The sequence below is a fragment of the Streptomyces sp. NPDC056835 genome (genome assembly GCF_042789485.1).
Classification (GTDB): domain Bacteria; phylum Actinomycetota; class Actinomycetes; order Streptomycetales; family Streptomycetaceae; genus Streptomyces.
Map to the genome: position 1 here is coordinate 219,447 of NZ_JBHUBB010000001.1, position 21,051 is coordinate 240,497.

At 71.7% G+C, this 21,051-nt stretch carries 17 protein-coding genes and 1 riboswitch; of the genes, 12 read left to right on the forward strand and 5 right to left on the reverse strand.

All coding sequences use genetic code 11. The annotated features are described in order from the left end of the window. The first annotated feature begins 213 nt into the window (after positions 1-213). Positions 214-282: riboswitch (cobalamin riboswitch) on the forward strand. A gap of 129 nt (positions 283-411) precedes the next feature. From ACFRMN_RS01015 to ACFRMN_RS01035, 5 genes are read left to right on the forward strand one after another with little or no spacing between them, the layout of a single operon-like run. Further along, positions 412-1,731 (forward strand): prenyltransferase/squalene oxidase repeat-containing protein, encoded by a 1,320-nt coding sequence (locus tag ACFRMN_RS01015; RefSeq protein ID WP_383011296.1) that lies wholly within the window; start codon positions 412-414, stop codon positions 1,729-1,731. Next, positions 1,728-2,489: an SCO2322 family protein gene (locus ACFRMN_RS01020; RefSeq protein ID WP_383011299.1), complete on the forward strand. Its 762-nt coding sequence runs from the start codon at positions 1,728-1,730 to the stop codon at positions 2,487-2,489. The genes ACFRMN_RS01015 and ACFRMN_RS01020 overlap by 4 nt, the downstream gene beginning before the upstream one ends. Then, on the forward strand, positions 2,486-3,649 hold the full coding sequence (locus tag ACFRMN_RS01025) for an energy-coupling factor transporter transmembrane component T (protein WP_383011301.1): 1,164 nt from the start codon (positions 2,486-2,488) through the stop codon (positions 3,647-3,649). Before ACFRMN_RS01020 ends, ACFRMN_RS01025 begins: the two co-directional genes overlap by 4 nt. Continuing rightward, complete coding sequence (locus ACFRMN_RS01030) at positions 3,646-5,382, forward strand: ABC transporter ATP-binding protein (protein ID WP_383011304.1); 1,737 nt, start codon at positions 3,646-3,648, stop codon at positions 5,380-5,382. The genes ACFRMN_RS01025 and ACFRMN_RS01030 overlap by 4 nt, the downstream gene beginning before the upstream one ends. Beyond that, complete coding sequence (locus ACFRMN_RS01035) at positions 5,379-6,209, forward strand: ECF transporter S component (protein ID WP_383011307.1); 831 nt, start codon at positions 5,379-5,381, stop codon at positions 6,207-6,209. The genes ACFRMN_RS01030 and ACFRMN_RS01035 overlap by 4 nt, the downstream gene beginning before the upstream one ends. Positions 6,210-6,260: 51 nt before the next feature. Here ACFRMN_RS01035 and ACFRMN_RS01040 read toward each other — a convergent pair whose 3' ends face one another. Then, positions 6,261-6,491 (reverse strand): DUF397 domain-containing protein, encoded by a 231-nt coding sequence (locus tag ACFRMN_RS01040; RefSeq protein ID WP_383011310.1) that lies wholly within the window; start codon positions 6,489-6,491, stop codon positions 6,261-6,263. A gap of 13 nt (positions 6,492-6,504) precedes the next feature. Beyond that, positions 6,505-7,413 carry a helix-turn-helix domain-containing protein gene (locus ACFRMN_RS01045; protein WP_383011313.1) on the reverse strand — a complete coding sequence of 303 codons (909 nt, stop codon included), beginning with the start codon at positions 7,411-7,413 and terminating at the stop codon, positions 6,505-6,507. A 172-nt stretch (positions 7,414-7,585) separates the two neighbouring features. On the opposite strand from ACFRMN_RS01045, the gene ACFRMN_RS01050 reads away from it, so the two are divergent. Next, positions 7,586-7,933: a hypothetical protein gene (locus ACFRMN_RS01050; protein WP_383011316.1), complete on the forward strand. Its 348-nt coding sequence runs from the start codon at positions 7,586-7,588 to the stop codon at positions 7,931-7,933. An 85-nt stretch (positions 7,934-8,018) separates the two neighbouring features. On the opposite strand, the gene ACFRMN_RS01055 is transcribed toward ACFRMN_RS01050, so the two are convergent. Further along, positions 8,019-10,067 carry a bifunctional glycosyltransferase 87/phosphatase PAP2 family protein gene (locus ACFRMN_RS01055; protein WP_383011319.1) on the reverse strand — a complete coding sequence of 683 codons (2,049 nt, stop codon included), beginning with the start codon at positions 10,065-10,067 and terminating at the stop codon, positions 8,019-8,021. Between the two features lie 232 nt (positions 10,068-10,299). On the opposite strand from ACFRMN_RS01055, the gene ACFRMN_RS01060 reads away from it, so the two are divergent. After that, positions 10,300-10,968, forward strand: coding sequence for an O-methyltransferase (locus ACFRMN_RS01060; protein WP_383011322.1), 669 nt, complete (start codon positions 10,300-10,302; stop codon positions 10,966-10,968). Positions 10,969-11,044: 76 nt separating this feature from the next. Here ACFRMN_RS01060 and ACFRMN_RS01065 read toward each other — a convergent pair whose 3' ends face one another. Continuing rightward, the gene (locus tag ACFRMN_RS01065; RefSeq protein ID WP_383011325.1) at positions 11,045-13,093 is read right to left on the reverse strand and encodes a DHA2 family efflux MFS transporter permease subunit; all 2,049 of its coding nucleotides are present in this window, start codon (positions 13,091-13,093) and stop codon (positions 11,045-11,047) included. Between the two features lie 215 nt (positions 13,094-13,308). On the opposite strand from ACFRMN_RS01065, the gene ACFRMN_RS01070 reads away from it, so the two are divergent. Continuing rightward, positions 13,309-14,226: a peptidoglycan-binding protein gene (locus tag ACFRMN_RS01070; RefSeq protein WP_383011327.1), complete on the forward strand. Its 918-nt coding sequence runs from the start codon at positions 13,309-13,311 to the stop codon at positions 14,224-14,226. Positions 14,227-14,421: 195 nt separating this feature from the next. Further along, entirely contained in the window at positions 14,422-15,096 is a 675-nt protein-coding gene (locus ACFRMN_RS01075; RefSeq protein ID WP_383011330.1) for an HAD-IA family hydrolase, read from the forward strand. A gap of 48 nt (positions 15,097-15,144) precedes the next feature. Here the strand turns inward: ACFRMN_RS01075 and ACFRMN_RS01080 are convergent, their stop codons facing one another. After that, on the reverse strand, positions 15,145-15,918 hold the full coding sequence (locus ACFRMN_RS01080; RefSeq protein WP_383011333.1) for an ABC transporter permease: 774 nt from the start codon (positions 15,916-15,918) through the stop codon (positions 15,145-15,147). A gap of 361 nt (positions 15,919-16,279) precedes the next feature. Between ACFRMN_RS01080 and ACFRMN_RS01085 the strand changes: the two genes are divergently transcribed. From ACFRMN_RS01085 to ACFRMN_RS01095, 3 genes are all read left to right on the forward strand, one after another. After that, positions 16,280-16,933, forward strand: a complete 654-nt coding sequence (locus tag ACFRMN_RS01085; protein WP_383011335.1) for an HNH endonuclease family protein — start codon at positions 16,280-16,282, stop codon at positions 16,931-16,933. Positions 16,934-17,017: 84 nt separating this feature from the next. Further along, entirely contained in the window at positions 17,018-18,835 is a 1,818-nt protein-coding gene (locus ACFRMN_RS01090; RefSeq protein WP_383011338.1) for an alkaline phosphatase D family protein, read from the forward strand. Between the two features lie 130 nt (positions 18,836-18,965). Next, positions 18,966-21,020 (forward strand): FAD/NAD(P)-binding protein, encoded by a 2,055-nt coding sequence (locus ACFRMN_RS01095; RefSeq protein ID WP_383011341.1) that lies wholly within the window; start codon positions 18,966-18,968, stop codon positions 21,018-21,020. Positions 21,021-21,051 lie beyond the last annotated feature (31 nt).

Sequence of the window (21,051 nt, forward strand, 5' to 3'; positions counted from 1 at the left end):
CAAGTGTTTCCCGACTGTTCGCCGGACTTAACCTGGCTGTCGGAGAACGGGGCTGTAGACGGGCCCCGGACGGACGAGCGCGCCCGTGCGCGGTGCGGCGCGGCAGGCCGTCCGCGGGGGCCGTCCGCGCGGCTCCCTCCCCGGGGCATCCGCTCGGAGCGGGCCGCGTGAAGGCCGGTAGAGTGGACGAGTCGTCATCATGCCCGTATGGAGGGAAGCCGGTGCGAAACCGGCGCTGACCCGCAGCCGTGAGCCGCCTTTCCCGGCGGCGAGCCGGAATGCTCCGTACGCGGTCGTGACCGGCTCGTGCCATCGGAAGCCGCCGGTGGCCGGCATCGTCGAGGAATACGTTGCCGGGAGGGGCCGCTGGTGTGCCCGCGCCCGGCTCCCGCAGGAGAGGCCCCGCCCGCCATGACCACCGTCCGCCGCTGCGCAGCGGCGCTCGCCGCATCCGCCGTACTCTGTGTGGCGCTCGCTCCGGCCGCCGTCGCGGGGGGCGATGTGCCGGCCGCCCCCGGCTCGTCCCCGTCCGCCGACCCCAGCCCCGCCCCCGCGCCGTCCCCGGCCGCGTCGGCGCCGGTCGTGATCCCGCCGGGCCTGTACGGCGAGAAGGATCCGACGTACGACGGGGTCTGGCGGCAGTCGCTGGCGATGCTGGGCCAGTTCGCGGCGGGCGTCCGGCCCGCGAACCAGGCGGTGGCCTGGCTGAAGGCGCAGCAGTGCGCCAACGGCGCGTTCCCCGCGTACCGCCCGGATCCCGCCACGCGCTGCGACGCGAAGACGGCGGTCGACTCCAACGCCACCGCGGCGGCCGTCCAGGCGCTCTCCACGCTCGGCGGGCAGCGGCCGGCCATAGACAAGGGGATCGCCTGGCTGCGGTCCGTACAGAACAAGGACGGCGGCTGGAGCTACGCCCCCGGCACCCCGAGCGACGCCAACTCCACCTCGCTGGTGATCGGGGCGCTGACCGCCGCCGGGGTACGGCCCACCTCGGTACTGTCCCCCGGGGGGAAGAACGCCTACGACGCGCTGGTGGGCCTCTCGATCCCGTGCGCCACCGAATCGGGCGCGGACGCCGGTGCCTTCGCGTACCAGCCGGACACCTCCGGGAAGCTGTCCGCCAATGACGACGCCACCGCGGCGGCCGTGCTCGCCGGGGTCGGCAAGCGGCTGGTGAGCGGTCCGGTGAAGGCGGGCCCCGCGCCGGACTGTGTTCCCTCGGCGGATCTCTCGCCGGAGCGCGCGGCCCGCAACGGCGCCGCTTATCTGGCCTCCGCGCTCGCGGCCACCGGCCATCTCGATCTGCCGCCGATGCCCGGCGCCGACGACAGTGCGCCGCTGCCCGACATCGGGAACACGGCGGAAGCCGTACTCGCCCTGACGGCCACCGGTTACGGGGACCAGGCCAACCGGGCGCTGGAGTGGCTGAAGCAGAACAGCGGGGCGTGGGCGCAGGAGAACGGCCCCGCCGCCTACGCGCAGTTGATCCTGGCCGCCCATGCCACGGACACGGACCCGCGCAACTTCGGCGGTATCGACCTCGTGGAGCGGCTGAACGCGACCGGGCCCGCGCCGAAGGCCGTCGCCGTACCGGCCTCACCGGCCGCCGCGGCGAGCACGAGCGTCGACGACGGCGGGCGCGCCGTGCTGTGGCTCATCGTGATGGGGCTGGTCGTGGTGGGCTACATCGGCTTCCGGATCGGTGTCCGCGGAAAGACCGCCCGGCCGTGATCCGCACCCGCGCTTCGGCCCTCATACGCACCTTCGCCTGTCTGGTGGTTGTGGCGCTCGGCGCCGTCGTCGCCGGGGCGGGGACGTCCCAGGCGGCCGGTTACCGCTACTGGTCGTTCTGGGAGAGCGACGGCGCGACGTGGACGTACGCCACCCAGGGCCCGGCCACGGCGCGGCCCGCCGACGGCGCGGTCAACGGCTTCCGCTTCGCGGTGAGCGCGGACAGCGGGGACGCGGACCGGCCGCGCGAGACACCGGACTTCGCGGCGGTGTGCGGCGCCACGCCCGCCCGGGACGGCCACAAGCGGATCGCCGTCGTCATCGATTCCGGTACGGACGCCGACGCCCCGGGCGGGGAGAAGCCGCCCGCGCTCCGGGCGCAGTGCGCCCGGGTGGGCGAGGACGCGACGAGCGCGGAGGCGCTGGCGGCGGTGGCGAAGCCGCTGCGCTACAACAGCGAGGCGCTGCTCTGCGCGATCGCCGGGTATCCGGCGTCGGGGTGCGGGGAACAGGTGGCGGCGGACGGAGGGGCGGAGCCGGCGCTGACTCCGCAGCCCACATGGACAGGGACACTGCCTCCGGCGTACCCCACGGAACTGACGGCCGGTGGTGTGACCGGCGGCGGCAGCCAGAACGGGGTCGTTTACGTCACCACGAGTGACGACGACGGTCCGTCCTTCGGCCTCTTCACCGGGATCGCCGCGGTGGTCGTCCTCGCCGCCGCCGCTTTCTGGCGGGCCCGCCGCGTACGCGAATGAGCCGCGCCGTCAACCGCGCCGCCACCCTCCGCGCGCCCGAGGCGAACCGCTCCAACGCCCTGCACGCCGGGGCCTGGTGGCTGTGGGCGCTCGGGCTGGCCGTCGCCGCGTCCCGTACGACCAATCCGCTGCTGCTCGGGCTGCTGGTCGGGGTCGCGGGGTATGTGGTGGCGGCCCGCCGTACCGACGCGCCCTGGGCCCGTTCGTACGGCGCGTTCATCAAGCTGGGGCTGGCCGTGATCGTCATCAGGCTGCTGTTCTCGGTCTTCCTCGGCTCGCCGGTGCCCGGTGAGCGCGTCCTGATCACCCTGCCCGAAGTGCCGCTGCCCGACTGGGCGGCCGGGGTACGGATCGGTGGCCGGGTGACGGCCGAGCAGCTGGTCTTCGCGCTGTACGACGGCGCGAAGCTGGCCACACTGCTGATCTGCGTGGGCGCGGCGAACGCGCTCGCCAGCCCGGCCCGGCTGCTCAAGTCGCTGCCGGGCGCGCTGTACGAGGCCGGGGTCGCCGTCGTCGTCGCCATGACCTTCGCACCGAACATGGTCGCCGACGTCGGCCGGCTGCGTACCGCCCGCAGGCTGCGCGGCCGGCCCACCGGTGGGGTCCGGGCGGTGCTCCAGATCGGACTGCCGGTCCTGGAGGGCGCGTTGGAGCGTTCGGTGGCGGTCGCGGCCTCGATGGACGCCCGTGGCTACGGCCGTACGGCCGAGGTCCCGCGCGCCGTACGCACCACCACCACCGCGCTCACGCTCGGCGGGCTGCTGGGCGTCTGCGCCGGTTCGTACGCGCTGCTCGCCGCCGAGGGCGCGGGCTACGGACTGCCGCTGCTCGGCGCCGGGCTGGCCGCCGCGCTGGCCGGGCTGCGGCTCGGCGGCCGGCGCTCGGTCCGTACCCGCTACCGCCCCGACCGCTGGGGCGTCCGCGCCTGGCTGGTGGCGGGGTCGGGCGCGGCCGTCGCGGCGCTGATGATCCGGGCGGGCGCCGTCGATCCGGCGGCGCTGCACCCCGGTGTCGTCCCGCTGGAGGCGCCGGTGCTGCCGCTCCGGCCCGCGGCGGGGGTGCTGCTCGGACTGCTGCCCGCGTTCGTCGCTCCCGTACCCGCCCCCACCCCAGCGGCACTTCCCGCACAGAGAAAGACACAGAGAAAGACGGCGTCGTGATCCGGTTCGAGCAGGTGTCGGTGACATACGGCGATGCCATGACGCCCGCGATCGGCGGCGTCGATCTCACTGTCCCCGAGGGCGAACTCGTCCTGCTCGTCGGCCCTTCCGGGGTCGGCAAGTCGACTTTGCTGGGGACGGTGTCCGGTCTCGTCCCGCACTTCACCGGCGGTCTGCTGCGCGGCCGGGTGACCGTCGGCGGCCGGGACACCCGTACCCACAAGCCGCGCGAACTCGCCGATCTCGTCGGCACGGTGGGCCAGGACCCGCTGGCGCACTTCGTCACCGACACCGTCGAGGACGAGCTGGCGTACGGCATGGAGTCGCTTGGCCTGGCGCCCGATGTGATGCGGCGCCGCGTCGAGGAGACGCTCGATCTGCTGGGCCTGGCCGAGCTGCGCGACCGGCCGATCACCACGCTCTCGGGCGGGCAGCGGCAGCGGGTCGCGATCGGTTCCGTACTGACCCCGCACCCCAGGGTGCTGGTGCTCGACGAACCGACCTCGGCGCTCGACCCGGCGGCGGCGGAGGAGGTCCTGGCCGTGCTGCAACGGCTGGTGCACGACCTCGGTACGACGGTCCTGCTCGCCGAACACCGGCTGGAGCGGGTGGTGCAGTACGCGGACCGGGTCATCCTGCTGCCCGGCCCCGGACAGGCCCCGGTCGTCGGGGACCCGGAGCGGATCATGGCGGTGTCGCCGGTGTATCCGCCCGTGGTGGCGCTGGGCCGGCTGACCGGCTGGGAGCCGCTGCCCCTGTCCGTACGGGACGCGCGGCGCCGTGCGGTGGGTCTGCGCGAGCGGCTGGCGGACCGGGCGCCGGAGCCGGTGGAGGGTACGGGGGCGGTCGCGCCCCCGGCGGCGACGGCCGCCCGTACCCCGCTCGGCAGACTCCTGCGCCGCCGCGCGACGACGGTGCGGGACACCGCCCCCGACCGCACCGGGCCTCTTGCCGTCGTCACCGGTCTCGGAGTACGGCGCGGCCGGACCGAAGCGCTGCGCGAGGTGTCGCTGACCGTCACGCCGGGCGAGACCGTCGCGCTGATGGGCCGTAACGGCGCGGGCAAGTCCACGCTGCTCTCCACCCTGGTCGGGATGGTCGCGCCGGCCTCCGGATCCGTCCTCGTCGGCGACCGCGTGCCGCACCGCACCCCGCCGGGCGAGCTGATCCGGCACGTCGGTCTCGTACCGCAGGAGCCACGCGATCTGCTGTACGCCGACACGGTCGCGGCCGAGTGCGCGGCGGCGGACAGCGACGCGGGCGCGGCGGACGGGAGTTGCCGTGCGCTGGTCCATGAGCTGCTGCCGGAGGTGGCCGATTCGACGCATCCGCGCGATCTGTCCGAGGGACAGCGGCTGGCGCTGGCCCTCGCCGTCGTCCTGACCGGACGGCCGCCGCTGCTGCTCCTCGACGAGCCGACGCGCGGCCTGGACTACGCGGCGAAGGCCCGTCTCGTCGGGGTGCTGCGCGCGCTGGCGGCCGAGGGGCACGCGATCGTCCTGGCGACCCACGATGTGGAGCTGGCCGCGGAGCTGGCGCACCGGGTGGTGATCCTGGCCGACGGCGAGATCGTGGCGGACGGCCCGACGCCCCGGGTGGTGGTCTCGTCGCCGGCCTTCGCGCCGCAGGTGGCGAAGGTGATGGCCCCGCGGGAGTGGCTGACGGTGACTCAGATCCGTACGGCCCTGGCGGCTACGGCCCCTGCCGCGCACGAACCGGAGGGGACGGAATGACGGCACCGGTCCCCCGGGCACGCGCCGTACGGCTCGGCCCTCGCGCGGTCTGTGCCCTCGCCCTCATCGGCGCGATCGGGGTGGTCGCCTTCGGCTGGCCGCTGCTCGCCGACTCCGCGTCCGGACTCGCGCATTCCCAGGACGCGCCGTGGCTCTTCGCCGCGCTGCTCCCGCTCCTCGTGGGCGTCGTCGTCGCGACGATCGCCGATTCCGGGCTGGACGCGAAGGCGGTGGCGATGCTGGGGGTGCTGGCCGCCGTCGGGGCGGCGCTGCGGCCACTGGGGGCCGGTACGGCGGGACTTGAGCCGATGTTCTTCCTGATGGTGCTGAGCGGCCGGGTCCTGGGGCCGGGGTTCGGTTTCGTACTCGGCTCGGTCACGATGTTCGCGTCCGCGCTGCTGACCGGCGGGGTCGGGCCCTGGATGCCGTTCCAGATGCTGGCGATGGGCTGGTTCACGATGGGCGCCGGGCTGCTGCCGGGCCCCGACCGGCTGCGGGGCCGCGCCGAGCTGCTGATGCTGGCGCTGTACGGGGCGTGCGCGGCGTTCGCGTACGGCACGGTCATGAACCTCCAGGGGTGGACGTATCTCGGCGGGCTCTCGTCCGGTGTCTCCTTCCATCCGGGCGATGCGGTCCACGACAATCTGACGCGCTTCCTGGCGTACTGCGCGGCGACGTCGTTCGGCTGGGACCTGGGCCGGGCGGTGCTGACGGTGGTCCTGACCCTGACGATCGGCGCGACGGTGCTCAAGGCGCTGCGGAGGGCGACGAGGCGGGCCGCGTTCGAGGCGGAGGCGCGGTTCGAGGACCCGGCGGGCGGGGCCTGAGCACGGTGCGCGTACCGCGCCGGGGCGCCCGCGATCAGGTGCGGCGGCCCCTCACCGCGGGGCTAGGGCATCGCCGTCTGCTTCCGCGTCGACGAAGTGATCGAACTCACCTGCTTTGACACCAAGGATGAAGGCACGGAGCTTTTCGGGGGTCGTGGTGACGATGGTGTCCGGCTCGTCGCTCTCCTGGATCTTGATGGTGCCGTCGTCGGCCGCGGCGACGTTGACGCAGTTGCCGGCGGTTCCACTGTAGGAAGACTTCTGCCAGTAGTAGGTGGACATGCTCTCTACCCCATCACATGCTCCGCGCGATGTTATGAATCAGGTCCCGGGACTTCTCCGGCGTGAGCGCGGTGACCTCCAGCCGGTCCAGCACCGCCCGGTACCTGGCCAGTTGAGGCTGAGCACCCACATAGCCCGAGGCCGTATCAGTGTCGAGTTGCACCGTATCGAGCTGAGGCACCACGTCCCCGAGGTAGATGATGCCCGATCCGGAGCTTGGATAGCTCCCGCTGCCGAACGGGACGACTCGGACGGAAATGTGCTCGCGCTCGCTCATGTCCCCCAGGTGCTCCAGTTGGGCGCGCGCCACCTTCCGGCCACCGAACCCCATACGCAGAGCGGACTCGTGAATGACCGTCGACAAGGACGTCGGCCGCTCTCCGTAGATCACCGCCTGCCGCTTGATCCGGAACGAGAGCAGATGCTCAACCACCGGCGGGTCGAAGGGCGGTACGACATCCTTGAAGAGGGCACGGGCGTGGTCCGTGGTCTGGAGAAGTCCGGGTAGATGGATCGCGCAGGCGACTCGCATGGCCACCGCGTGATGCTCCAGCTCCGCAAGCTCCAGGGAATCCGCGGGGAGGATCTCGCGGTACTCGTCCCACCACCCACGTGTCCGTCCGCCGGTCATGCCCGCGAGCGCGTCAACGAACGGTTGGTCCAGGCAGCCGTACAGCCGCGCCAGTGTCCGCACACGGTCGGCGCTCACCGGATAGCCGCCGGATTCGATGTTGCTGATCCGCGACTGAGTGGAACCGTGCAGCCGTCCCGCCTCCGTGACGGACAGTTCCGCGAGTTCACGCAAACGTCGAAGCTCAGCGCCCAGGCGCCGTTGTCGGATCGTTGGCGGGAGCTTGCTCGGGGGCATCGTTGCCGTCCTCTCCTGGTTCCGTTTCGCACACATGGATGCACCAGTACCCATTCGAGTGGTCACGAGTACTAATACCGACCCGTCAGGTAGACTAAATACTACATCACTCGCTACGGTGTGACTCAGGCCACTCCAATTGGCCACGTCTCACGGCGTCTCGACCTCGCCATGCCCAACGGCAGCGGCCGACTGGGCGTCACCCTTCTGCCGACAGGGGATTTCGATGACCGTATCGCCGCAGGACCCTGCCCTGAAGCCGCTCGATTTCGATCAGGAGGTGTACGAACAAGAGGTGTATGAGCTCGTGCGCGACACCGCACCCCGGCTCTTCGCGGTCGTGGAGGAGTATCGCGTCGGTACGGAGGACGCGGACGCGGTCGTCGTCGCGTGGGGCTTGGCGTACGAGAGCGGGGAAGCCGAGGTCGTCCGTGTCGGTGGCGGCAGCCGGTGGCGGCTCGCCTCGGCGGAACGTGTCATGTGGTACTTCGGGCGGGCGGCGGAGTGCGCCCCTCGGCTGGTGTGGCTCGCACCGCCCGATACCGGCGAGCGCACCCGGCCCGAAGCCGCCTGACACGTACCCGACCGGCCCGTACCTGACTGGTGCGGCGGCCCGCGGGCCTGCTCGGCCGCGCGCGGCCGGGATCATGCCCCTGACGTCACGCTCGATGCCCCGGCTCAAGCTCAGGCTGCCGCTCCACCTCCCCCTCCGGGAACGGATCCGCCTCGGCCGGTGCCGTCACCCGTGGCAACAGCTTCCGCGGGCCCGCCAGCAGATACGTCAGCCCGAAGCCGGCCCCCACCACCGCCGCGCCGCCCACCGCGTCGAGCACCCAGTGGTTGGCGGTGGCGACGATCGCGCACACCGTGAAGAGCGGGTGGAGCACCCCGAGCAGCTTCATCCACGTCTTGGGTGCCAGGACGACGATCACCACGCCGCACCACAGCGACCAGCCGAAGTGCAGCGACGGCATGGCCGCGTACTGGTTGGTGAGCGCGGTCAGCGCCCCGTAGTCCGGGTTGGTCAGATCCTGTGGGCCGTGCGCGGTGTCGATGAAGCCGAGGCCCGGCATCAGCCGCGGCGGTGCCAGCGGGTAGAGCCAGAAGCCGACGAGCGCGAGCACCGTGGCGAAGGCGAGCGAGGAGCGCGCCCAGCGGTAGTCCGCCGGGCGGCGTACGTAGAGCACGCCGAGGATCGCCAACGGCACCAGGAAGTGGAACGACGAGTAGTAGAAGTTGAAGAAGCTCTCGGCCCACTTCACCTCCACGACCGTGTGGTTGACCCAGCGCTCGATGTCGATCCCGAGCGCCCGCTCGATCGAGTGGATCTGCCGGCCGTGTTCCTCGGCGGTCTCGCGACCGCCCGTCGCGGCGAGCCGGATCTGGGTGTAGACGGAGAAACCGACCCGGATGGCGAGCACTTCGAGCAGCAGGTTCGGCCGGCTGAACAGCCGCCTCCAGAACGGCACCAGCGGTATCCGGCCCCAGCGCGCGGGCACGGGGCGCGCGTACTCGGTCGGGACGGGCTTCTCGAAGTACGGCGTGGTGCGCGTCAGGAACGGCACCGCGCAGGCCGCCGCCAGGGCCGCGACGAGTGGGGCGTTCTCCCGCAGGGGCACGAGCACCCCGACGTTGGGCAGCAGCATCGTCCCCGGCAGTGTCATCACCAGTACCACGACGGCCGGCCACACCAGCCGGTCACCGGCCCGTCTGCCGACCCGGCCGACCAGCGCCAGCAGCACCCACAGCAGCTGGTGCTGCCAGGCCGTCGGCGAGACGGCGATCGCGACACAGCCGGTCAGCGCGACGGCGAGCAGCAGCTGCCCGTCACGCGCGTAACGGACCGCGCGCCGCAGCCCCAGGAAGACGACGAGCGCGGCCAGCGTGATGAACAGCGCCACCTCCAGGGGCCCTTCCAGGCCGAGCCTGAGCAGCACGCCGTGCAGGGACTGGTTGGCGAGACCGTCGGGGCGCTCGCCGAGGCCCGCGCCCGCCACATGGTGCGCCCAGTACGCCCAGGAGTCGCCGGGCATCGCGAGCCACGCCACCGCCGTACTCGCGGCGAAGACCCCGGTCGTCGTCACGGCGGCACTCTTGCGGCCGGTCAGCCAGAGCAGCGGTACGAAGAGCAGCACGGCGGGCTGAAGAGCCGCGCCGATACCTATCAGCGCACCGGAGCCGCGTTCGCCCCGGACGGCGAAGCAGCCGAGCAGCACCAACAGGACGGGAAGAATGCTCATCTGGCCGAGCGAGAAGCTGTTGCGCACGGGCAGCGACAGCATCAGCAGACTGATCGCGACCGGCGCGGCCAGCAGTCCGGTACGGCGCGACACCCGGCCCGGGAGGGCACGGGCCGCGACGAGACCGAGGGCGACGACCAGCAGGAGCGTCCCGAAGGTCCACGCGATCCCGAGGCTCTGTTCGGCCGAGCGCGCCAGCGGTTTGAGTACGAGGCCGGCGAACGGTGTCCCGGTGAACCTCCCGGTGTCGTACAGCGAACCCGTCACATGCAGCACGCCGTTCTCACCGATCCAGGTCTCCAGATCGGTGAGCCGTTCACCGGGCGGGTGCCGGAGCACCGCCGCCGCCTGTCTGACCGCCAGTACGGCGGCGACCAGCCAGAGAACCGCGCGCGCCGTACCGTAACCGGTCCCCGCCGCCGTACCCGCCGCCGCACCGCCGTGCACGCTGTGCTCCGCATTCACCACGCCGCGCCGACCCTCCGTCCGATAACGCCGTCCTTGGGGCATAGAGCCTTGCACTGCCCTGTCGGGAAGACTCAGGCAACCCCCTCTTCGCCTGACTGTCATCCATGTTTTGTCCTGACGCCCATGATTTCCGGACTTGCGAGGACAACGAGAGGACAACGGGACGGGCCGCCGACGCACAATGAGTCCGGTAACGCCGTCACCTCACCTCCCGCACCGACGAAAGGCCCTCATGTCCCAGGAGCAGTGGAACGCGGTCGACCGCTACTTCACCGATCAGCTCGCACCCGCCGACGAAGCGCTCTCGGCCGCCCTCGCCGCGAACGACGCGGCCGGCCTGCCCGCCATCGGCGTCGCCCCCAACCAGGGCAAGTTCCTCCAGCTGCTGGCCCGTATCCAGGGCGCCCGCACGGTCCTCGAAATCGGCACGCTCGGCGGCTACAGCACCATCTGGCTGGCCCGCGCGCTGCCGGAGGACGGGAAGCTGATCTCGCTGGAGTACGACCCCCGCCACGCCGAGGTGGCCCGCGCCAATCTGGCCCACGCGGGACTCGACAAGATCGCCGAGGTCAGGACGGGGCCCGCGCTGGAGACGCTGCCCGTTCTCGTGGCCGAGGGCGCGGGCCCCTTCGATCTCGTCTTCATCGACGCGGACAAACAGAACAATCCGCACTATGTGGAGTGGGCGCTGAAGCTTACGCGTCCCGGCAGCGTCATCATCGTCGACAACGTCGTACGGAACGGGGCGGTCAGCGACGCGGACAGCACCGACGCCTCCGTACAGGGCACGCGGCGCGCGATCGAGTTGTTGGCGGAGCACCCGCGGCTGTCCGCGACAGCGGTGCAGACGGTGGGCTCCAAGGGGTACGACGGCTTCGCGCTCGCCCACGTACTCGCCTGATGGGAGCTGTCGGGTCGTAGAGACTCGGTGCCGTGGCCGCCGGGACACCAGCCGGGCCGCCGTCCCTCACCGGCGGTCAGGCGGCATGGTCCCTGGGCGGCCCCGGGACGCGTGGCCGTTCGCTGTAGGAGCCGCACAGTTCGCTGGTCAGCTCGCGCACCAGCCGCACCAGATCCCTCGGCCGGTCGGGCCCCCACCAGTCCCCCAGCAACTCCGCCAGGGAATCCTCGCGCGCCTTCGCCAGCACCTCGGCCATCTCCGCGCCCCGGTCACTGAGCGTCAGCCCCAGCCCCTCGCGATGCGCCAGCCCGCGCACCTCCAGCTGCCGGGACGCGTCGGTGATGGTCCTGAGCGCTACGGGCGTGGCGTCCGCGAGCAGGGCGGGTTCGACCGAACCATGGCGTCTGATGCGCAGCAGCATCCAACTGGCCGCCGGGAGCAGGTCGTACCCCGCCTTCGCCGTGATCGTCTCGTAGATCCGCCGACGGCCCTCGCGGGTGCCCAGGACCGACAGGGCGCGGGCGCACTCGTCACGCGAGGAGCGCTCGACCGGGTTGGACGCCAGGGTCTCGGTGATCTCCGGAGCGGTCACCGAGCCGCGCAGCTTGTCCTCCTTGAGGAACCACGCGACGAGGAAGGCGAGGAGCACGACCGGCACGGCGTACAGGAAGACATCGGTGATGGAGGTCGCGAACGCGTTCAGTACGGGGGGCCGCAGCGCGGGCGGCAGCAGGGCGATGGCATGGGGGTCGGCCGAGATGTCGGCCGGTGCCGCGCCCGGCGGCAGCGCCTTGCCGGCCAGCACGGAGCTGATCTTGCCGTGGAGCAGATTGCTGAAGACCGTGCCGAAGACGGCGACGCCGAAGGAGGAGCCGATGGAGCGGAAGAAGGTGGCGCCCGAGGTGGCGACGCCCAGATCCTGATAGCTGACGGAGTTCTGGACGACCAGGACGAGGATCTGCATGACCAGTCCGAGCCCGGCGCCGAAGACGAAGAGATAGGCGCTCATCACCCAGGTGCCGGTGAACTCGGTGAGCTGGTGGAGCAGCAGCAGTCCGAGGGCGGTGATGCCGGTGCCGAGGATGGGGAAGACCTTCCAGCGGCCGGTGCGGCTGACGATCTGCCCGGAGAGGGTGGAGGTGATCAGCAGCCCGAGCACCATGGGCAGCAGATGCACCCCGGACAGGGTGGGGCTGACGCCCTGCACCACCTGGAGGAACGTCGGCAGATAGGTCATCGCGCCGAACATCGCGAAGCCGACGATGAAGCTGATGAGCGCGACCAGCGTGAAGGTCCTGAGCCGGAAGAGCCGCAGCGGCAGTACCGGTTCGGCCGCGCGCCGCTCGACCCGTATGAAGACGGCGAGGAGCAGCAGTCCGAGGACGGCGAGTCCGATGATCTCGGGCGAGCCCCAGGCCCAGGTCGTGCCGCCGAGCGAGGCGACGAGCACGAGGCAGGTGGCGACGGACGCGATCAGGAAGGTGCCGAGATAGTCGATGGTGTGCTTGGTCCCGCGTACCGGTATGTGCAGGACGGCGGCGATGACGAGCAGGGCGACGATGCCGACGGGCAGATTGATGTAGAAGACCCAGCGCCAGCTGAGGGACTCCGTGAAGAAGCCGCCGAGCAGCGGGCCGAGGACGCTGCTCGCGCCGAAGACGGCCCCGAACAGGCCCTGGTACCTGCCGCGTTCGCGCGGCGGGACGAGATCACCGACGATCGCCATCGACAGCACGATCAGCCCGCCGCCGCCCAGTCCCTGGAGTGCGCGGAAGCCTATGAGCTGGGCCATGTTCTGGGCTATGCCGCAGAGCGCGGACCCGACGAGGAAGATGACGATCGCGGTCTGGAAGAGCTTCTTGCGTCCGTACTGGTCACCGAGTTTCCCCCAGAGGGGCGTGGCGGCGGTCGAGGCCAGCAGATAAGCGGTGACCACCCAGGACAGATGCTCCAGACCTCCGAGGTCGCTGACGATGGTCGGCAGCGCGGTGGAGACGATGGTCTGGTCGAGCGAGGCGAGCAGCAGTCCGAGCAGCAGGGCGCCGATCGCGACGAGGACCCCGCGCGGGTTCTGGCCCTCGCCGGAGGCCCGGCTCGGGGCAGGGGCGCTCACTTCCTGGGCCATGGGGGTATCTCCTTCTGGAACATGGGGCATCTCCTTGGGTTCGCCGGATCTCCATCCTGTCCGCTTCGGACCGTTCTGTCCCGTTGTGAGATACGAGGCATCCGCCCCCTCCCGTGCCCCGCGCGCACCGGGGACCCGCCGGGACGCCCGGGCGTCGTACTCCGTTCGAATACGGGCTGCATAATCGGCGGCAGTTCAAGGGGAGGGGACCCACGTTGACCGGACAGCTCTGTCCCGAATGCGGTACGCCGCGCGCCGCGGAAGACAGACCCGGCTGCGACTGCGGGGAACGCGGCGGGCGATCCGAGAAGAGCCCGGCCGAGGCGGCGGGGAGGAACGCGGCGGAGCGGGCGGCCGAGATCGCGGCGGCCGAGGACTTCGATCCGCTGCGGATACGGCCGTACGTGACGCTCGACGCGGGGTCCGAGGCGCCGCGGTCGTTCCGCACTGCGGGCCCGCTGCCGCCGCTCGCACCGACGGGCGGCCCCCCGGGACCGCCACCTGAGGCCGGAGACGGCGAGGATCACCCGGCGCCGCCGCCCGTCCGGCGCAAGCCGTACCGAGCGGTGGCGATCGGCGCCGCGGCGGTGGCGGTGATCGGTACGGTGGCGTTCGCCGGGAAGGTCCTCTCGCAGGACGCCGGGGACGTACGGGCCCGGCCGGACCAGGCGCACACCTGGCTGCCGTCGATGAGTCCGCGGGACACCTCTCCGCCGGCGGTCACACCCACCCCGACCCCGTCGGCGACACCGCCGGCCGCCGCGCCCCCGCCGCCCCCCGCCCCGACTCCGACTCCGAGCGCGAGCGCGTCACGGACGGCCGGCGTCACGACACCGCCTCCCTCCGCCCCGGAGACCATGACCGAGCCGTCGCGGGAGCCCGACAGCGCACCGGCGGGCGACTCGCTCGGGCCGGGCGACTCCGGGCCCGAAGTCATGGAGCTTCAGTGGCGGCTGGCGGAGATCCGGCTCTTCCGGGGCAGCCCCGACGGCCGGTACGACGACCGCGTTGCGGGTGCCGTCGGGCTCTATCAGTCGTACAAACAGATTGACGGTGATCCTCGGGGCGTCTACGGACCGCGTACCCGGCGGGCCCTGGAGGCCGACACCCGGGGTGCCGGTCGCCGCCACTGACCCGCTTTGTATAATGACGAAACAAAGTGGTTCCGCCCGTTCACCCTGACCGACGGGCGGAGCCACTTGTCTCGCTCGCCCCGCCCGCTCCGTTCACCTCGCTTGTTCCGCTTGTTCCGCTCGTCCGCTCGTCCGCTCGTCCCGCTTACCACGCCTGCCACGCTCGTCTCCGCTTCCGCGCACTGGAGTCCGCCGATGACGGCCACCGCTTCCACCACGACGTCCGTCCTGACCGCCCGCGCCCTCCTTCTCGACATGGACGGCACTCTCGTCAACTCCGACGCCTCCGTGGAGCGCTGCTGGCGCCTCTGGGCGAGCGAGCACGGCCTGGACCCCGAGGAAGTCCTCAAGGTGGTCCACGGCCGCCAGGGGTACGCCACGATGGCCGTCCTCCTCCCGGACCGTCCCATGGAGCAGAACTACGCCGACAACCGCGTCATGCTCGCCCAGGAGACCGCCGACACGGAGGGCGTCGTCCCGATCCCCGGCGCCCCGGCCTTCATGTCCGCCATCGCCGAACTCCCGCACGCGCTGGTCACCTCGGCGAACGTCGCCCTGTCCGACGCCCGTATGACGGCGGCGGCCCTCCCCATGCCCAGGACCCGCGTCACGGCCGAGAACGTCACCGCCAGCAAGCCCCACCCGGAGGGCTTCCTCCTGGGCGCGGCGACCCTGGGCTTCGCGCCGGAGGACTGCGTGGTCTTCGAGGACTCCGAGGCCGGCATCGAGGCGGCACGGGCGGCGGGCATGCGCGTGGTGGGCGTGGGCCCACGAGCGAGGGCGATGTCACCGGACGCGCATGTCGACGACCTCACCCAACTGCGGGTGGAAGCAGTGCCGACGGGCGAGATCGCGCTGCGCTTCGGCTGATCCACCGGTTCAGCCGTACGGCGCCGTCGGCCGTCCGGTTCATTCGGTTCAGCCGTCCGGCGCCGCGGGGCGCGGCGCGCGGTACTCGACCTCCCGGTGCAGCCGCCCCCGCGCCACCAGCTCAAGCACCACGCTCACCGCCACCGCCTGCACCGCCATCAGCGCCACCAGGACGAACAGTTGGACCGCGCCCGCCAGTACCGGTGACGCGCCGCCCAGCAGCATGCCCACGAACGCGCCCGGCAAGGTCACGAGCCCCACCGTCCGCGTCTGATCCAGCCCCGGCAGCAGCGCGTCCGCCGCGGCCGGCCTGGCCACCTCCATCCGGGCGTCGCGGTCCAGCATCCCGAGCGCGAGCCCCGCCTCGAACTCCCCACGTCGCGCGTGCAGTTCGTCGAGCGCCCGTCGGCCGCCCAGCACCGTCGCGGTGAGCGCGCCGCCGATGAGGATGCCGGTGATGGGGATGACCGCGATGCCCTTGGCCGGCACGACCCCCGTGAGCAGCAGCGCGGTCATGACGGGCGCCACCCCCGCTCCGATCGGCACGGCCGCCCACCACCAGGTCCTGTTGCCGGTGACCCGGCGGCCGGCGGTCCGTACGGCGACGGCGTACATGAGGGCGACAAAGCCCAGCAGCGGCGGTACGGCGCCGACCACCCACCCGATCACCAGCGAGACCACGCCGAGTTGGACCGCGGCCCTGACCCCCGCGACGGCGATCTCGCGGGCCCGGCCCAGATGGGCGAGCGCGGCCACCGCCACGGCCACGATCAGCAGCGCGCCGAGTACGGCCCCGAACGTGATATCGACCCGCAGCAGCACGGGCCCACCCTATGCCGCACCCTGCCACTGCGCCCGTACCGCCCGCACGCCCCGCGCGACCGGCCGCGCCCCGGCGCACCGCCCCGCGCCGATCTCGCCAACCTCGCCCGGATGGAACACATTTGCCCACCCCTCAGGAAGAACCGATTCCTCTTTTCCCCTTGATGTGACGTGCTCATGTCGTCACGCTGTTACCTGAAGCCCACCTTCCGGAAACCCACCACGACCACGATGGCGGCCGGGCCCACGGCCCCGCACGGTCCAGTCCGCACGGCCAGTACCGCACGGCCCAGCCCCCCACGGCTCCACCCGTACCGCCCCGCATGGTCCCGCCAGATCCCCCCACTCCAAGGGAGTTCACATGTCCGGTGTCTACGCGCGTCGAATGTCCCGTGCCGGCGTCCTCGCCGCCACGGCCGCCATCGCCACCGCCACCACCCTGCTCACCGCGCCCACGGCGCAGGCCGCCATGCCCACCCCGGTCAGCGCCGCCACGGCGCGCAGCTACCTCAGCCAGCTGACCGTTCAGGCGGAAGGTTCCTCCAGCGGCTACAGCCGTGACCTGTTCCCGCACTGGATCACCCAGTCCGGCGCCTGCAACACCCGTGAGGTCGTGCTCAAGCGCGACGGTTCGAACGTCCAGCAGGACTCCAGCTGTGCCGCCGTCAGCGGCACCTGGTACTCCGAGTACGACGGCGCCACCTGGAGCGCCGCGTCCGACGTGGACATCGACCACATGGTGCCGCTCTCCGAGGCCTGGAAGTCGGGCGCGAACAGCTGGTCCACGGCGCAGCGCCAGGCGTTCGCCAACGACCTGACCCGTCCGCAGCTCATCGCCGTCACGGACAATGTCAACCAGTCCAAGGGCGACAAGGACCCGGCCGTGTGGATGCCGCCGCGCGCCGCGTACAAGTGCACCTACGTCCGCGCCTGGGTGCAGGTGAAGTACTACTACAACCTGAAGATCGACTCCGCCGAGAAGAGCGCGCTCCAGAGCACCCTGAACGGCTGCTGAGCAACCACTTTCCCGGTCCCCCGGTCCCTCCCGTCGACTCCGTACGGTCGTTCCGTACCGTACGGGGCGACGGAGGAGGCTTTTATGACCCGGCTGTGCCTGGGACCACTGCTGCGGTACGTCGACGGGGACGGCGGCGGCACCGCGACCGTCTGGGTCGAGGCCGACCGCCCGTCCACGGCGGAGGTCCGCTGCGGGGACGGCGCGTACGGCACCTCGCGTACGTTCCACATCGCCGGCCACCACTACGCGCTGATCCCGGTGACCGGTCTGGCCCCCGGCACCGAGACCCCGTACGAAGTGCTGCTCGACGACCGCCGTGTCTGGCCGCCCGAGGACTCCCCGTTCCCGCCGAGCACGATCCGTACCCCGGCCGTGCCCGCGGCCGAACTGCGGGTGTCCTTCGGCTCCTGCCGCTGGGCGTCCCCGCCGCACGACGAGCCCGACCCGATCGGCCCGGACGCGCTCGACACCCTGGCCACCCGTATCGCGGGCGATCCCACCGCCGCGCGCCCCGACGTCCTGCTGCTCCTGGGCGACCAGGTGTACGCGGACGAGACGTCGAAGGCGACCCGGCGGCGGCTGGCCGAGCGCCGCGATCTGAGCGAGCCGCCGGGCGCGGAGGTCGCGGACTACGAGGAGTACACCCACCTCTACGACGAGTCCTGGCGCGACCCCGCCGTACGGTGGCTGCTCTCCACCGTCCCCAGTTGCATGATCTTCGACGACCACGATCTGAGCGACGACTGGAACAGCAGCGCCGCCTGGCTCGCCGACATGCGGGCGAAGCCCTGGTGGCAGGAGCGGGTACTCGGCGGCCTGATGTCGTACTGGGTCTACCAGCACCTGGGCAATCTCTCCCCCGCCGAGCTGGCGACGGACAAGCTGTACGCGGCGGTACGCGCGCAGCCCGACGGCACGGAGCTGCTGCGGCGCTTCGCCTCCGAGGCCGACCGCGATCCGGCGTGCGCGCGCTGGAGTTACCGGCGCGACTTCGGTCGTACGCGGCTCCTGATGGTCGACTCCCGCGCCGCCCGGGTGCTGGCGGAGCGGGACCGCGCGATGCTGGACGAGGCGGAGGCGCGCTGGGTGCGCGACCAGGTGCTGGACGGCCGGAGCGCGGAGGACGACCGCCCGGCCGATGGGGGCACGGACAGCGCCGACGGCACAGACACCACGGATACCACCCGCGGCACAGGCAGCTCCCGCGGCACAGACAGCACCCGCGGCACAGACAGCGCCCACAGCACGGACACGCGTGGACCGTACGACCATCTTCTGATCGGCACCTCACTGCCCTGGCTGCTGCCGCCCTTCATCCATGACCTGGAGACCTGGGACTCCGCCCTCTGCGGCGGTGAACGCGGCCCCCGCTGGGCGCGATTCGGCGAACGGCTGCGCAGGGCGGCCGATCTGGAGCACTGGGCCGCCTTCCCCGACTCCTTCGAGGAGCTGGCGGCGTTGATCGCGGAGGCGGGCAGCGGCCCCGACGCCCCGGCGACGGTGTGCGTACTGTCCGGCGATGTGCACCACGCGTATGTGGCCGAGCCGTCCTGGACGGCGGGCGGCGGCCCGGACGCGCGGGTCGTGCAGCTGACCTGCTCGCCCGTGCACAACTCCATCCCCGGCTATATGAAGCTGGGCTTCCGTTTCGGCTGGAGCGGGCCGGCCCGGCGGCTGGGCCATGCGCTGGTCCGGCATGGACGGGTCGTCCGGTCGTCCGTCAACTGGCGCAAAACGGGCGGCCCTTGGTTCGGTAACCAGCTGATGACCCTGACCCTGCGCGGCCGTTCCGCCGATCTGCGGCTGGAACAGGCCCGCGCGCACGGGCGCGCGGCGGAGGCCGGCCGGACGCCCGGTGCGGAGCTGGTGACCGTGCGGGAAAGGTCTCTGACGCCCTGACGGCACTCCTGAGGGCGCTTGTTGCCGCCCCTGACGTCGGTTCCGTACGACCGACAACGTTGCCGTGATCATTCCCACACGGCGTGATCCTTCACCCAAGGGTTCGAACTCGCCACGCACGAGCGGCATGATGAGCGGACCATTCGCTTCCAGCACACCACCCGCCCCGGGAGTCACAGCTTTGTGCGATGTACGGCAGCCCCTGCCCCGCTCTCTCGCAGTCGTCGGCGCCGGCCCCCGTGGCACCTCGGTCCTCGAAAGACTCTGCGCGTCCGTACCCGAACTGGCCCCGGACGTCCCCCTCACCGTGCATCTCATCGATCCCGCGCCCCCGGGCGCGGGCCTCGTCTGGCGCACCGACCAGCCCGCCGAGTTGCTGATGAACACCGTCGCCTCACAGGTGACCGTCTTCACCGACGACAGCGTCGAGTGCGAGGGGCCGATACGCCCGGGGCCGAGCCTGTACGAGTGGGCCGCGACCCGGCCGGACGAACGGCTCGGACCCGACGACTATCCGAGCCGTGCCGCCTATGGCCGATATCTGGAATGGGCCTTCCACAGAACGGTAGAGAACGCTCCTGAGAGCGTGACGGTTGTCGTTCACCGGGCCCGTGCGATCCGGCTCGATGACGACACGGACAGGACCGCCCCAGACGCGTCAGCCCCACCCATCTCAACCGGTTCACCCCAAACACCCGGTAGCTCCACCGCGCACCGCCCCACCCAGACGCTCTTCCTCGACGATGGCACGACGATTTCCGGCCTCAGCGCCGTCGTGCTCGCGCAGGGCCATCTGCCGGTGGTTTCCGGCCAGACCCAGGCGGCCCTCGCGGAGTACGCGGACCGCCACCGGCTCCGCTATCTGCGGCCGGCCAACCCCGCCGATGTCGATCTCTCGGCGGTCGCCCCCGGCGAACCGGTTCTGCTGCGCGGACTCGGGCTGAACTTCTTCGACCACATGGCGCTGCTGACGGCGGGCAGAGGCGGCCTCTTCACGCGCGACGCCGACGGCGTTCTCGTATACCACCCGTCGGGGCGCGAGCCGCAGCTGTACGCGGGGTCACGGCGCGGCGTCCCGTACCAGGCACGCGGGGACAACGCGAAGGGGCCCTCCGGCCGGCACCGCCCGCTGCTGCTGACCCCGGATGTGATCGCGGTGTTCCGCAAACGCGCGGACGAGGGCGACCCGCCGGATTTCCTCCAGGAGATATGGCCGCTGGTCGCCAAGGAGGTGGAGGCGGTCTTCTACGGGGCGACCCTCCGCGCGACCGACGGTACGGCGGGCTCGTGGGAACGCGTACTCGAACGGTTCCTCGCCGCGCCCCACGGGGGCCCGCAGGAGGCCGCCGTCCTCGACGAGGCCGGGATCGCGCCCGCCGACCGCTGGTCCTGGGACCGGATCTCGCGCCCGTACGACGGGGTGACCTTCCGCGACCCGGCCGATCACCGCGCCTGGCTCCTCGCCCATCTGCGCGAGGACGCGGCCGAGGCGGCGCTCGGCAATGTCGCGGGCCCGGCCAAGGCGGCCCTGGACGTACTGCGTGATCTCCGCAATGAAGTACGGCAGATCGTCGACCACGCCGGCCTCTCCGGCACCTCCCGGCGCGACCATCTCGACCGCTGGTACACGCCTTTGAACGCTTTTCTCTCCATCGGGCCGCCGCGCCGCCGTATCGAGGAGATGGCGGCCCTGATCGAGGCGGGGGTGCTGGATGTGATCGGCCCCCGGACGACCGTACGGACATGGGACGGCATGTTCGTCGCCGAGTCCCCCGACGTTCCGGGGTCGCTGATCCACGCCACGACGCTCGTGGAAGCCCGGCTTCCGGAACCGGATCTCAGGCGCAGTTGCGATCCGCTGCTCTCGCGGCTCCTGAAGACCGGTCAGTGCCAGCCGCACCGGGTCGGTGGTTACGAAACCGGTGGGCTGGACGTAACGCGCCGTCCATATCGCCTGGTGGACCGTCGGGGCGAAGCCCACCCACGGAGGTTCGCGCTCGGGGTGCCCACGGAAGGAGTCCACTGGGTGACGGCGGCGGGAGCACGCCCCGGGGTCGACTCGGTGATGCTCTCGGACTCCGACGCGGTGGCACGTGCCACCCTGCAGACACCGGACATACCGCGGCCCGAATACGCGACGCGAATTGATCCTCAGCTGAATGTTGAACTTGCAAGCATTGATTAGGCGTACTTAACCTGTGGCAGGAGCTTCGCAT